This window comes from Paraniabella aurantiaca, assembly GCF_050309965.1.
GTDB lineage: Bacteria > Bacteroidota > Bacteroidia > Chitinophagales > Chitinophagaceae > Niabella.
In genome coordinates, this window is the sequence record NZ_JBLOSY010000001.1 from 2,003,901 (window position 1) to 2,016,497 (window position 12,597).

At 42.6% G+C, this 12,597-nt stretch carries 12 protein-coding genes; 7 read left to right on the top strand and 5 right to left on the bottom strand.

From position 1 onward, the window contains the following. Window positions 1-47: 47 nt before the first annotated feature. The 3 genes from ACLOAU_RS08660 to ACLOAU_RS08670 all read right to left on the bottom strand — a co-directional run bounded on the left by ACLOAU_RS08660 (window position 48) and on the right by ACLOAU_RS08670 (window position 2,504). Window positions 48-929, bottom strand: a complete 882-nt coding sequence (locus ACLOAU_RS08660) for an alpha/beta hydrolase (protein WP_427861468.1) — start codon at window positions 927-929, stop codon at window positions 48-50. A 124-nt stretch (window positions 930-1,053) separates the two neighbouring features. Next, the gene (locus ACLOAU_RS08665) at window positions 1,054-1,251 is read right to left on the bottom strand and encodes a hypothetical protein (RefSeq protein ID WP_427861469.1); all 198 of its coding nucleotides are present in this window, start codon (window positions 1,249-1,251) and stop codon (window positions 1,054-1,056) included. Beyond that, window positions 1,233-2,504: a patatin-like phospholipase family protein gene (locus ACLOAU_RS08670; protein WP_427861470.1), complete on the bottom strand. Its 1,272-nt coding sequence runs from the start codon at window positions 2,502-2,504 to the stop codon at window positions 1,233-1,235. Before ACLOAU_RS08670 ends, ACLOAU_RS08665 begins: the two co-directional genes overlap by 19 nt. Window positions 2,505-2,690: 186 nt before the next feature. Between ACLOAU_RS08670 and ACLOAU_RS08675 the strand changes: the two genes are divergently transcribed. Further along, on the top strand, window positions 2,691-4,844 hold the full coding sequence (locus ACLOAU_RS08675) for a S9 family peptidase (protein ID WP_427861471.1): 2,154 nt from the start codon (window positions 2,691-2,693) through the stop codon (window positions 4,842-4,844). Between the two features lie 12 nt (window positions 4,845-4,856). Then, entirely contained in the window at window positions 4,857-5,789 is a 933-nt protein-coding gene (locus ACLOAU_RS08680; protein ID WP_427861472.1) for a hypothetical protein, read from the top strand. Between the two features lie 55 nt (window positions 5,790-5,844). On the opposite strand, the gene ACLOAU_RS08685 is transcribed toward ACLOAU_RS08680, so the two are convergent. Both ACLOAU_RS08685 and ACLOAU_RS08690 read right to left on the bottom strand, forming a co-directional pair. Then, window positions 5,845-7,707, bottom strand: a complete 1,863-nt coding sequence (locus ACLOAU_RS08685; RefSeq protein ID WP_427861473.1) for a 2-oxoacid:acceptor oxidoreductase subunit alpha — start codon at window positions 7,705-7,707, stop codon at window positions 5,845-5,847. Window positions 7,708-7,857: 150 nt separating this feature from the next. Next, window positions 7,858-8,238 carry a RidA family protein gene (locus ACLOAU_RS08690; protein ID WP_427861474.1) on the bottom strand — a complete coding sequence of 127 codons (381 nt, stop codon included), beginning with the start codon at window positions 8,236-8,238 and terminating at the stop codon, window positions 7,858-7,860. Between the two features lie 136 nt (window positions 8,239-8,374). Here ACLOAU_RS08690 and tsaB point away from each other — a divergent pair, with 136 nt between their 5' ends. The 5 genes from tsaB to ACLOAU_RS08715 all read left to right on the top strand — a co-directional run bounded on the left by tsaB (window position 8,375) and on the right by ACLOAU_RS08715 (window position 12,544). Further along, window positions 8,375-9,043: a tRNA (adenosine(37)-N6)-threonylcarbamoyltransferase complex dimerization subunit type 1 TsaB gene (gene tsaB / locus ACLOAU_RS08695; RefSeq protein ID WP_427861475.1), complete on the top strand. Its 669-nt coding sequence runs from the start codon at window positions 8,375-8,377 to the stop codon at window positions 9,041-9,043. 63 nt (window positions 9,044-9,106) lie between these two features. Then, a complete protein-coding gene (locus ACLOAU_RS08700) occupies window positions 9,107-9,445 on the top strand; it encodes an ArsR/SmtB family transcription factor (protein ID WP_114789970.1) in 339 nt (112 codons plus the stop codon). 22 nt (window positions 9,446-9,467) lie between these two features. Beyond that, window positions 9,468-10,133, top strand: coding sequence for a rhodanese-like domain-containing protein (locus ACLOAU_RS08705; RefSeq protein WP_427861476.1), 666 nt, complete (start codon window positions 9,468-9,470; stop codon window positions 10,131-10,133). A 114-nt stretch (window positions 10,134-10,247) separates the two neighbouring features. Next, a complete protein-coding gene (locus ACLOAU_RS08710) occupies window positions 10,248-11,399 on the top strand; it encodes an aspartate aminotransferase family protein (protein WP_427861477.1) in 1,152 nt (383 codons plus the stop codon). Window positions 11,400-11,578: 179 nt separating this feature from the next. Next, complete coding sequence (locus ACLOAU_RS08715) at window positions 11,579-12,544, top strand: Rossmann-fold NAD(P)-binding domain-containing protein (protein ID WP_427861478.1); 966 nt, start codon at window positions 11,579-11,581, stop codon at window positions 12,542-12,544. Window positions 12,545-12,597: the final 53 nt, after the last annotated feature.

Genomic DNA, 12,597 nt, shown 5'->3' on the forward strand with positions numbered 1-12,597 from the left:
AATATATATCCCCAAAAACCAGACTGCTATTTTTATGATGCGCTTTTTCATTTCTGATGGTCCTTCCGGTAACTGCTGCCTTCGAGGTTAACAGGTGTTTCTTTATAATGAATAATTTCTTCAAGCATTTTATGGTAAGGTGGAAAATTACTCAGGTTTTTATGTCCTCCGCCAATTACTGTATACAGGCGCGTTCTATCCGGGTTAATGCGCGATAATTTCACCGACGACTCCAGGGGAATCAGTTTATCGTTGGTTCCATGAATAATAAAAATAGGGCACTTTACGTATTTGATCCATTTATAGGAGGGCAAGGGAAAGCGCATAGCCAACGATAAAGGCATAAAGGGAACAAATTGCGCGGCCACCTGTTTAAGGCTGTAGTAGGGAGACTCCAGTATCAGCATGAGCGGGTTATTGACAGATGCCAGCTTGGTGGCAAAGCCGGAGCCTAGTGATCTTCCGTATAAGATGATATGCCTTTCATCCACCTTTTTCTTCATCTCATTATAGATCATTTGCAGATCCTGCTGTATGCCTTTTTGCGAACGCCTGCCGGTGCTTTTACCAAATCCCCGGTAGTCGAACATAATCACATCATACCCATGCCGGGTAAAATCAACGGCAAACTTCCCCCATCCTTTAATGCTTTTGGAGTTGCCTTTGAGATAAAGCACAACGCCTTTGGGCCTTTGTGTTTTAAAATGAAGACCGTTTACTATCGCGCCGTCATGGGTTTCTAAATTGTACTCATCTACCTGCTGGTTCTCATAAGAAAACCGGAAATCCCTGGGTAACTTTTCGGGTTTGAACAAAAAATACTCCTGCAGGTAATAAATAGCTATGCTGATGCCAACATAGACAGCCAGTACGATCAATATGGTTATTCCCCAGGCAGGCATGTTCAACTTTGTATTTACAAGATACATCTTATTTTACTGCGAGGGCCTATGAAGCAAGAGAATAACGATGATATTGCTTTTAAAAAAAGCAAAGCCCCTTGCGACACGGCAACTGCCGGCAGTGTTAATTTTAAAAATGTGATGTACCTTTTTACCCTTTATTTCCCTCAATAGTGGCCCTCATAAAAGCCCGGTCGTTCTTGTATTCTTCCCAGCTAAATTGTAAAAGGAAATTGGTAGCGGCTTCTGCGCCCCTTTCAAACATAGCCAGCTTCTCAGCATCAGTTATAAAAAAGTTCAGCCAGTTATACTCAGCCAGCGGAATAGTGCCTACGCCTCTGGAATACACTTTGTTTTTGAGTTGAAAGTCTTTATCATAGTAATTGCGGATGGTATTAAAGATACGCCCGAAATACCCCATGATGGTCCAGCTGCCAGCTTGTTTGGTTTTATCCTCCGGCGCAGCATCATCCAGGTCAATACCAAAAGACGGCAATCTTGGCACCGTAACTTTAGGATTGTAAAAATATTGATCGGGAAGTTGGAAAGAATACCGCCATCAACAAAACGCGCTACAGAAGGCGGATCATCCTCATCAAAAATTTCTTTCCAATGTTTTCTTATTTCGGGCAAATCGCAAGGGATATCTCTAATAAAGTAGGAATCAAAAAACATCGGGATCGACATCGATGCCCGAACAAAGCCAGCAGGGTGCAGGTCGTCTTTCCCTTTGCTGCGAAATAGCCCAGCCATTGCCGGGAACTCGATTTTATTCTGGGTTACCAGTTCGGAAGTGATCAATGTAATGTCACCTTTCAAATCGGTTACACCCTGCGGGTGATCATGCCGTAAATGCAGGCCGGGAATATCCTGACCGGCTTTATTCACCAGGTCGGCAGTGTTCAATACCCCATTATCACGCATTTGCTTTTCAATCCAGTTATAAAAAAAATGACCCGGGTTAATACCATAGCCCGACGTTTTAAATTTCCTGATCAACTTTAAAATATAATGTACCAGTTCTCCAATTAATATCATTACTACCACGAGCGCAAACAATAAAGAGCGGCTCAAGGTAATCAACCCCTCATTTTTTTGCGCCATAATTAACGAAACAATGCTGCCGGTAAGCAGTAAGGTAAACAAGGCAATAATGCCAATAGCTACATTACGAACCCGCTGAAAATATTTTTTATGGGTGATAAACTTTTTAATGACCCAACGGGCAGCGGGGTGTCCGTCGACCAGGTCGAAGAAATTGAGATTGGTGATCGCATCCAGCACACGACCCGATTTCTCTTCCTGCTTTTTGCCAATCACCGTTAGCATAGCCGTATTAATAGCTCCTGCGCTAGTGCCGGCCATTCTCAAAAACCGGATGCCCATTTGTTCCAAAACATAAGTGTATCCTACCAGTGCTACACCCAGCACTCCACCTCCCTTTTGCACCAGGTTTACATATTGATGGCCTTCTGCGTCCAGCACATCAGATACCACAAAAGGCTTTCCATTTGGGCCAAAAGCCTCCCTCAGTTTTTTTAAATTATTCTGTACTTTAGGACTATTCGTGAAGTCCTGTACGGTTATTTTACGTGTCGACATTGCGGGAGGCTTAATTTTTGTGTTCTGACCTTTTCATCTAAATGGTATTGTGCGCTTTACCTGTTGAAGATAAAAATATCTGCCTGAAATGCACATCGCCAATTCTAGCTATCAATTACCGGCATCTATAAAATAAAGTATATTTAAAGGACCAGAGCTGCTATTCTTCTCAACAAAAAATAATATATGAAACGGGCTCATTTTATATTAGCTATTTTTATAGCTTCATTTTATTTACAAAAAGCAAGTGCACAAATGACCACTGTAAAATGGCCGGATATACAACATCCTGTTCCCGCTAAAAAAGCGCATACAAGAGATATACATGGAGAGCAGGTGAATGATGATTATTACTGGATGATCGACTACTTTAAAAAAGGGGCTGATAGCAACGAAGTGGTACAATACCTGGAGGCAGAAAACAAGTACCTGGATGATATGATGGCTGATACCAGGGTATTGCAGGAAACGCTTTTTAAAGAAATGCGCGGACGCATTAAAGAGCAGGATCAAATGGTGCCTTATTTTAAGAACGGTTATTTTTATTATCGCCGCACGGAAACCGGGAAGCAATACTACAAGCTGTGCCGGAAAAAAGGCAGTTTATCTGCACCTGAAGAAATACTGCTGGATGTAGATGCTATGGCTGAAAAGCATGCTTATTATTCGGTAGCAGGCGCTGCGGTAAGTCCAGATAATAGCTGGCTGGTTTTTGGAGAAGACACTGTAAGCCGCCGGCAATATACGGTAATGGTTAAAAATCTTGCCACAGGAACTATAACGCCGCAAGGGATTACTAATACCAGCTCCGATTATGTATGGGCAGCCGATAATAAAACGATCTTCTATATTTCCAACAACCCGCTTACACTGTTATCTGAAAAAGTATGGCGTCATACCGTTAACCAGCCTGCATCAGCAGATGTATTGGTATATGAAGAGAAAAGCAATAATAATTACCTGAGCCTTCATAAAACCAAGGCGGATAATTTCATTTTGATCAGCTCCGGCAATTTTACCAATGCTGAGATCCGCTACCTGGCAGCAGATACCCCTTCGGGCAAATTCAATGTTTTCCAGGAAAGAATGGATAGCGTATTGTATGAAGTGGATGCTGATACTGAACAGTTTTATATCGTTAATAATAACAAAGCACTGAACTTTAAAGTGTCTACTGCACCATTCAATGCAACAGATATATCGCATTGGAAGGACTATGTACCGCATAGGCCTGATGTATTGGTGGAGGAGATAGCATTAACTAAAGACTTTGTGATTGTGAAGTCGAAGAAGAACGGCCTGGACCAGTTTCAGCTATTATCCAAAGATGGTAAAGAAAATAAATTAATACCTTTTGAAGATGCCGTTTATTCCGCTTCTTTTTCTTCCAATGCAGACTACAATGCCACTCAGCTCAGGTATAGCTATAGTTCTCCGGTAACGCCCAATAGCGTTTATGATTACGATTTAACAACCGGGCAAAAGACATTATTGAAACAGCAGGAAATACCGAGCGGGTATAATAAAGAGGAGTACACTACCGAAAGGGTTTATGTAACGGCGAAAGATGGATCTAAAGTTCCTTTATCTATTGCCTATAAAAAAGGGTTTAAAAAAGATGGTATACAACCGTTTTTGCTGATTGGCTACGGTAGCTACGGTTTTTCCTATCCAACCTATTTCAATGCCAACCTGGTAAGCCTGATGAACAGGGGTTTTGCCTATGGCATTGCACATATCAGGGGCGGACAGGAAATGGGCCGCCAATGGTATGAAGATGGCCGATTGATGCAGAAGAAAAACACTTTCACCGATTTTATCGATTGTGCTTCCTGGCTCATAAAAGAAAATTATACATCGCCTAAGCATTTATATGCCAACGGAGGCAGCGCGGGAGGCCTGTTAATGGGCGCTGTAGCCAATATGGGCGGCGAGCTGTTTAATGGCATTATTGCAGATGTGCCTTTTGTGGATGTAGTGAATACCATGCTTGATGCTACCATTCCGCTTACTACCAATGAGTACGACCAGTGGGGGAATCCCGAAACCAGTAAAGAGGCTTACTTGTATATGAAATCCTATTCGCCTTATGAGAATATAGAAAAAAAGGCGTACCCCAATATACTGGCCACTACCGGCCTGCATGACAGCCAGGTGCAATACTTTGAGCCGGCCAAATGGGTGCCCAAACTCCGTGATCTGAAAACCAATAATAGCATGATCTTCCTGCGCACCAATATGGATTTTGGCCATGGTGGCGCTTCGGGTAGGTTTGACTATCTGAAAGAGGATGCACTGCGATACTCATTTTTACTAAAACTGGAAGGAATCACTCAATAAATAGGTAGAAGCTTGAATTTTCGTAGTTGTGCGGCATGCCTGTGCCTGGTTATAGTATTGTTGGGCTCCTGCCTGAATAAAACGGGCAAAGACCTCCATCCTGAAATCCCTGAATTCCCGGCAACCACCAATGATCAGCTGGTGGTTAAAAAACTGTTGGAAAGGGTTTCTGACTACTACTATAATGATTCCGTACTGGTTTGCAGAGATAGCGCTGCTATGATCGTTTATCGTTTCCATGATCAGCAAACCAAACATTTCCCCACAACGGAGTTTATTTATGCAAACGGGCTCTTTATTCTAAAAGAAGGAGAACACTACTTTACGGTTGACGACCGCTTATTTGAACGCCATCCCATTAAAATGATTGATGAATCAGCAAGGCTGAGGGAAATTGAAGACAGTGTGTATAAAATTTATACAGATACAGCATCAGGAAACGAAGCGATTATCGACTCCCTGTTCATCGGGTATTTTTACACCAAATATAAGCTGGATAAGGGGCGTATTCCCTTTAATCAGCAGGTGGCAAGCGATGATTACTATATAAAAACCAAAGACACCGACTTCATCCTTACCCAGATACCTTATGTATTGGAAAGAAAGATAAGTCCGGCTATAGTAAAAGAGGAGCGGGAATTGGCGCCGGTGAAAAACTCCCTGCAAAGAGCCGAAGAGCTAAAAGAAAGGCATCCTCATATCAAAGAAACAGGTTACGCCATGATGCGTAAAGCCTGGCATACCACCGGCGGCGGTAATCATTTTATTCCTTCGATACCCGTGTACGGGGAAGTAGGGTATTATTATTATGAAATAGATTTTAACAGTATTCCAGGGAAATTTAAAATATTAAATGGGGGCGATGCGCTTATGGATTTCAAAACCGGGGATCGTTCACTCCTTGTTATCAACAGGGGCGAAATATATAGCCTGTCGGTAAAATAAAAACAGGCCAAGGTTTAAACCTGGCCTGCTAATATATTGATAGGGATTATATTTTTTATACCACCTGTTCTACCACAAAATATTTATCCAGCTCTTCTACCAGTTCATGCTTGGTAATAGGTATGCCCATGATCTTGTGGTAACCTTTAGCGTCTACCAAATATTGGTCGCGTATAATTTTAATCAGCTGTCCGTTATTGATCTCAGGAATAATAACATGCTCGAAATTGCGTATAATCTCGCCCAGGTTTTTGGGGAAGGGGCGTAAATGGCGTATGTGCGCATGGCTTACACTCTTACCCTGTGCCTGCAATTCTGCTACGGCAGATTTGATCGTACCATAAGTAGATCCCCAGCCCAGCACCAGTACTTTGCCTTTGTGATCACCGCTATCTATTTTTTGATCTGGTATATGCTCTGCTATTTTATCCACCTTTTCCTGGCGGATTCTTACCATGGTTTGGTGATTATCCGGGTCATAGCTGATATTACCGGTGATGTTTTGCTTTTCGAGACCCCCGATTCTGTGTTCCAGTCCGGGTGTACCAGGCACAGCCCAAGGGCGCACCAGGTTTTCATCTCTCAGGTAAGGTTGAAATTTGTCTTCATGATCCCATAGTTCTGTTTTGAACTTCACATGAATGGGGGCCAGCGTTTCTTCTGTTGGAAAACGCCAGGGCTCTGCACCATTGGCGATATATCCATCGCTTAACATTATAACCGGGGTCATATGCTGCACGCTTATTTTAACCGCTTCATAAACTGCATCGAAACAATCGGCAGGGCTACTTGCTGCAATTACCGGCATCGGGCATTCGCCATTTCTGCCATAATAGGCCTGTAACAGGTCCGATTGCTCGGTTTTGGTAGGTAAACCAGTTGAGGGTCCACCACGCTGCACATTTATAATCACCAAAGGAATTTCGAGCATAACAGCCAGGCCCATAGCCTCTGCTTTCAATGCCATACCTGGTCCGGAAGTGGTGGTAACACCGAGGGCGCCGCCGTAAGAAGCGCCTATAGCTGCGGTAATAGCAGCAATCTCATCTTCCGCCTGGAAAGTACGAATGCCGAAATTTTTATGGCGGCTCAGCTCATGCAGGATATCGCTGGCAGGCGTAATAGGGTAAGTACCCAGGAACATCGGTAATCCGCTCTTGGTAGACGCGGCAATTAAACCCAGTGCCAGCGATTGATTACCCATAATAGAACGGTAGGTTCCGGGCTCAATCCTTGCTTTTTCAACCTTATAAGTAGTGGTGAATGTTTCAGTAGTGTCTCCATAGTTATAACCGGCTTTTAAGGCCTTAATATTACTATCTAAAATATCCTGCTTTTTGGAAAACTTCTCAGTTAAAAAGCTGATCGTGTTCTCCATATCGCGATTGTACATCCAGTATAAAAATCCCAGGATGAACATATTTTTTGCACGATCTTTTTCTTTGGTACCAAGGGTAAACTCCTTTAAAGCCTCCCGTGTAAGTTTGGTTACGTCTATTTTGATGAGCTCATAACCATCCAGGCTGTTATTCTCAATTGGATTTACACCATCCGGATAATTTGCCAGGCGTAGGTTTTTGGAGTCGAAACCATCCGTATTGGCAATGATCCTTCCGCCTTTTTTAAGGCTTTTCAGGTTAGCTTTCAATGCTGCAGCATTCATTGCTACCAGCACATCGCACTCATCGCCGGGCGTATATATATGATCTGACGAAAAACGTAACTGGAAACCGCTCACTCCCGGAATAGTACCCTGCGGGGCTCTTATTTCTGCCGGGAAATCGGGAAAAGTGGAAAGATCGGCGCCTAGTAAAGCGGTATTGGTAGTAAATTGGGTGCCCGTCAACTGCATTCCGTCGCCACTATCACCCGCAAATTTGATAACTACATCCTTTAAAACTTCCTGTGTTCTGTTCATGCCTCAAAAATTGGGGCACAAAGGTACGAAAGTTCCATGCTTGGACTCTTTAATTTTACGAAGGGCTGACAAAGGGGACGAAAGGTGACAGTTCGCAGTTGACAGCTGACAGGTACTTATAACCAACAAGCGTCCTCTGTCAACTTACAGCTACCGCACCGCTATCATGCTGATTTCTACATTCACAAACTTTGGTAAGGCCGACACCTGTACCGTTTCTCTGGCAGGAAAATTGTCGGTAAAGTACTGCCCGTAAACCTCGTTGATCTCGGCAAACCGCTTCATATCGGTGATAAAAATCGTGGTTTTGATCACGTTAGAGAAATGAAGTCCTGCTTCAGTTAAGATAGCCTGCAGGTTTTTCATACACTGGTGCGTCTCGTCCTGCAAAGTAGCATTATTGAGTTCTCCAGTCGACGGATCAATAGGGATTTGCCCGGATACGTATAAGGTATCGCCGGCGAAAACAGCCTGATTATAAGGGCCAATGGGTGCGGGGGCATTAGCAGTAGTTATTATTATTTTTTCCATAAATATTAATTGAAAGATGCTTTGCAAGTGTACAAAAGAACCATTAAATAAACAATTTCTATAGCTTTAACCCGGTTTTTAAAACTTTAAATGTATTTACGACATATTTTAAACAATATTCATTTTTTTTGCAGGAATGCTTTTTTTAAATATAGATACGGCAATTGACAAAGGGTCCTTCTGCATCAGCAGGGATAACGAGGTGATCGCTTTTGAAATGACCGAAAGCAGAAACGAACAAGCGGGTTGGCTGCACGAAGCCATTCACCATGCTTTTCAACAAAATGACCTGGATTTCGGTGAGCTGGATGCAGTAGCGGTAAGCAATGGTCCCGGCTCCTACACCGGTTTAAGAATAGGTCTTTCAACCGCAAAAGGTCTTTGTTATGCATTAAACAAGCCTTTAATCTGCATCAATACACTACAAATTATTGCAGCTGCAGTAGAGTTAGAAGCCAAACGTTATATTTGCCCCATGATTGACGCGCGCCGTATGGAAGTGTTTACAGCGCTATTTGATAAAAACTTAACTCAGGTAAAAGAGCCCTTTGCCACAATACTCAACGAGGACAGTTTTTCAGATATCTTAAAAGAAGATCATATTATATTCACCGGCAACGGTAGCGAGAAGTTCAGATCGCTGATAAAAGATCATATTAACGCTGAAATAGTGGAGCGGAACATTGATGCGCGGAACATGATAGCACTATCGCTTAAAAATTATCAGGAAAAAAATTTCTCAGATGTTGCATATTGTGAACCATATTACGTTAAAGATGTATATATATCTAAAAAAGAAATATAAATAGCATTGCATTAAATCATTTTTAAGCTGGTATTTTTAAACCCTCTAAACACGATCATTTAAATGAGCAATTATCACATTTCATTTGGGGTAAAGGAAAGCCCCGGAGAAGAATTAACTCTAGATACGCTGGCCATAAAAAAAGCGGCACTAATTCTGCGGGCTTTTAATCACAAATTAAGGCAACAGATACTTAAACTGATTGATAATCAGGAAAAAGTAACAGTTACCGAAATTTACGTAAAATTAAGAATTGAACAATCTGTAGCCTCTCAGCACCTGGCAATTCTGCGTAAAGCAGACTTTGTAAAAACGGAGCGTGACGGGAAATTTATCTACTATACGGTAAATACCCAACGTATGAAAGACCTTAACAAATTTGTTGGGGAACTTTTATCCTAATTTTTCACCATATTTTCGCGGCATGACAGCACTCGGCGTTGAAGCATTTAGCCAATTGGCAGAACAGGGACTTACGGTCATTGATATCAGAAATGTAGAATTGTTGAAGCAGGGCTTTGTAAAAGGTAGTATTTCCCTCTGTTCGCCGTCAGTTTTCGGTGCTTATATCGGTGGTCTGGCCGGTTTTTCACTTAGCTCGGGCTTTAACCCTGTTTTATTAGTGGGCGATGCAATTCAGGACTTTGAGCCGTTTCTAAAACAACTACCTGACGGCCCAGGTAACCGCGTCAAAGGTTATCTGGAAGGTGGATTTGAGGCCTGGGAAAAAGCCGGCGGTGCTGTAGATCTGATCATTGATGTAGAGGTAGATGAATTGATTATGGATATTCCATTTGATGAAAACCTGGTAATCATGGATATCCGACCCGCCGTTAATTTTGGCAATGGCCATTTAAAAGATGCTGTAAGCCTGCCCTTGGCTCAAATAAATGATCCGCTCAGAATTTCTGCAATCGAGGAAAATGACAATTTATACATTGTAGGCGAAAATGACGATGAAGCTTTTTTAGCTGCAACTATCTTAAAAAAGCAGGACATTCATAATCTGCGGGTGGTGCTGGGCGGCTGGGAAGCCATTCAATCGGAGAAAAAGGCCAAGATTGTAAAAGAACCGGGAATGTTGAACTAGGCAAAACTGCCAGGTTTCACAATAATTTTATGGCATACCCATTAATATTTTAAGTAATTTCGTTGCCCCCGCCAGTGCCGGGGGCAATTTTTTTATTTCAATTTACAGGAAAGAATGAACTTATTTGATGTTTATCCCCTCAACGACGTAACTATCACCAAAGCTAAAGGCTCTTATGTTTGGGATAGTGAAGGCAACCAGTATTTAGACCTTTATGGCGGGCACGCTGTGATCAGCATTGGCCATACACATCCTCACTGGGTGCGACGCATTGAAGAGCAGCTGGAGAAAATAGCATTCTATTCCAACTCTATTCAAAATCCCCTGCAAGCAGACCTGGCTAAAAAGCTGGGCGAGGTATCGGGAAAAGGAGATTATAACCTCTTTTTATGCAACTCTGGTGCGGAAGCAAATGAGAACGCATTGAAGATGGCATCCTTTCATACCGGCCGGAAAAAAATAGTTGCTTTCAGCAAAGCCTTTCACGGACGCACTTCGCTGGCTGTAGCTGTAACAGATAATAAAAACTACGTAGCGCCGGTAAATGAAACTGAAAATGTAGATTTTCTTCCGTTTAACGACGAAGAAGCGCTGGCAGCTCATTTTGCAAAACATGGTAAGGAGATAGCTGCTGTCATCATTGAAGGTATTCAGGGTGTTGGTGGCATCAATGTTGCCAGTGAATCTTTTTTGCAATTGATCAGGTCATTGTGCGACAAATACGGCGCAGTATATATTGCTGATGCAGTGCAATGCGGTTATGGCCGTACCGGTAAGTTCTTTAGCCACGACTTCGCCGGTGTAAATGCTGATATTTATTCAATGGCTAAGGGCATGGGTAACGGGTTTCCTATTGGCGGTATCATCATTGCACCTCATATCAAGCCTAAACATTTTCAATTAGGAACCACCTTTGGCGGCAACCACCTGGCTTGTGCCGCTGCCATGGCGGTGTTGGAAGTAATGAAGGAAGAAAAACTGATGGGCAATGCTGTAATGACCGGGAAATACCTGCGTGATGAATTAAACGCTATCCCTGAGGTACAAAATGTGCGCGGACGCGGATTAATGATCGGTTTTGATGTGCCGCAGGAAATTGCAGCTCTGAAGAAAAACCTGCTGACGAATCAAAAGATTTTCACAGGTGAAGCAAAACCCAATGTAATCAGGCTGCTTCCTTCTCTCGCTTTGAAAAAGAAAGATGCCGAACAGTTTATTGATGCTATAAAAGAAGAGATTGAGGCATTTGCTGTAGCAGCAGATTAAGACTTATGTAGCGATCGCTGGTGCTGCTATCAATGGTCTTGCCAGCCCGTTCGGTACAGGCGGGCGGCGCACTCTTGTACTTTTGTGCATACATCGGAGAATATTACAATGGTTCGTGCACACACACGAACCATTATTTTTTATCAGTAATTAGTATATAAAACTTTATCCATACAATCATGTCACTTTTAAAAGGCAACACATTTATCAGTGCATTAGATGTTACCGACATCAACGCATTGGCAGCGAAAGCACTTGCTTATAAAGCAGATCCTTTAACTGATAAAAAACTGGGAGAAGGTAAACGCATTGGCTGCCTGTTCCTGAACCCAAGTATGCGTACCCGCTTAAGTACCCAGATTGCGGCGCAGAACCTGGGCATGGAGGCAATTGTATTTAATGTAGGAAATGAGGGCTGGCAACTGGAATTTGAAGAGGAGGCCATCATGAGCGGAACGACAGTGGAACATGTGAAAGATGCCGCGCCTATTTTCGGAAAGTATTTTGATATACTTGCTATTCGTACATTTCCTTCATTAGTTAATAAAGAAGATGATTACAGCGAATTATACATCAACCAGTTTATTAAATATGCCGGCTTACCGGTAGTAAGCCTGGAAAGCGCTACGCTCCATCCTTTACAAAGTCTTACCGATGTAATTACGATAAAAGAAACATTTAAGGAGCAACGTAAACCTAAAGTGGTATTAACCTGGGCTCCACATGTAAAACCGTTGCCACAATGTGTGGCTAACAGCTTTGCACAATGGATGACGGAATGGGGTGAAGTAGATTTTGTTGTAACGCACCCGGAAGACTACGAACTGGATACAAAATTCACCGGCAATGCACCCATTATTTACGATCAGGATGAAGCATTGAAAGATGCCGATTACGTATATGTAAAAAACTGGAGCACTTATAATGATTACGGGAAAATTTACAGTAACGAACCCGAGTGGATGCTGACGCAGGAAAAACTAAAGCTTACCAATAATGCTAAAGTAATGCATTGCCTGCCCGTGCGCAGAAATGTAGAATTGAGCGATGAAATATTGGACAGCTCTAACAGCATCGTTACACAGGAAGCCGGTAACAGGGTTTGGGCAGCACAGGCGGTGTTGAGTGAGCTGTTAAAAAAATAGTGTTTATGGATCATCTTTCAATTCCTGGGACACTGACCCAGGAACTCAACTGA

Excerpts from the sequence above, each read along its gene's own strand:
- ACLOAU_RS08705 (WP_427861476.1), top strand. The coding sequence starts at position 9,468 with ATGACAGCACTCGGCGTTGAAGCATTTAGCCAATTGGCAGAACAGGGA.
- ACLOAU_RS08690 (WP_427861474.1), bottom strand. The coding sequence starts at position 8,238 with ATGGAAAAAATAATAATAACTACTGCTAATGCCCCCGCACCCATTGGC.
- ACLOAU_RS08700 (WP_114789970.1), top strand. The coding sequence starts at position 9,107 with ATGAGCAATTATCACATTTCATTTGGGGTAAAGGAAAGCCCCGGAGAA.
- tsaB (WP_427861475.1), top strand. The coding sequence starts at position 8,375 with ATGCTTTTTTTAAATATAGATACGGCAATTGACAAAGGGTCCTTCTGC.
- ACLOAU_RS08715 (WP_427861478.1), top strand. The coding sequence starts at position 11,579 with ATGTCACTTTTAAAAGGCAACACATTTATCAGTGCATTAGATGTTACC.
- ACLOAU_RS08710 (WP_427861477.1), top strand. The coding sequence starts at position 10,248 with ATGAACTTATTTGATGTTTATCCCCTCAACGACGTAACTATCACCAAA.
- ACLOAU_RS08670 (WP_427861470.1), bottom strand. The coding sequence starts at position 2,504 with ATGTCGACACGTAAAATAACCGTACAGGACTTCACGAATAGTCCTAAA.
- ACLOAU_RS08660 (WP_427861468.1), bottom strand. The coding sequence starts at position 929 with ATGTATCTTGTAAATACAAAGTTGAACATGCCTGCCTGGGGAATAACC.
- ACLOAU_RS08675 (WP_427861471.1), top strand. The coding sequence starts at position 2,691 with ATGAAACGGGCTCATTTTATATTAGCTATTTTTATAGCTTCATTTTAT.
- ACLOAU_RS08685 (WP_427861473.1), bottom strand. The coding sequence starts at position 7,707 with ATGAACAGAACACAGGAAGTTTTAAAGGATGTAGTTATCAAATTTGCG.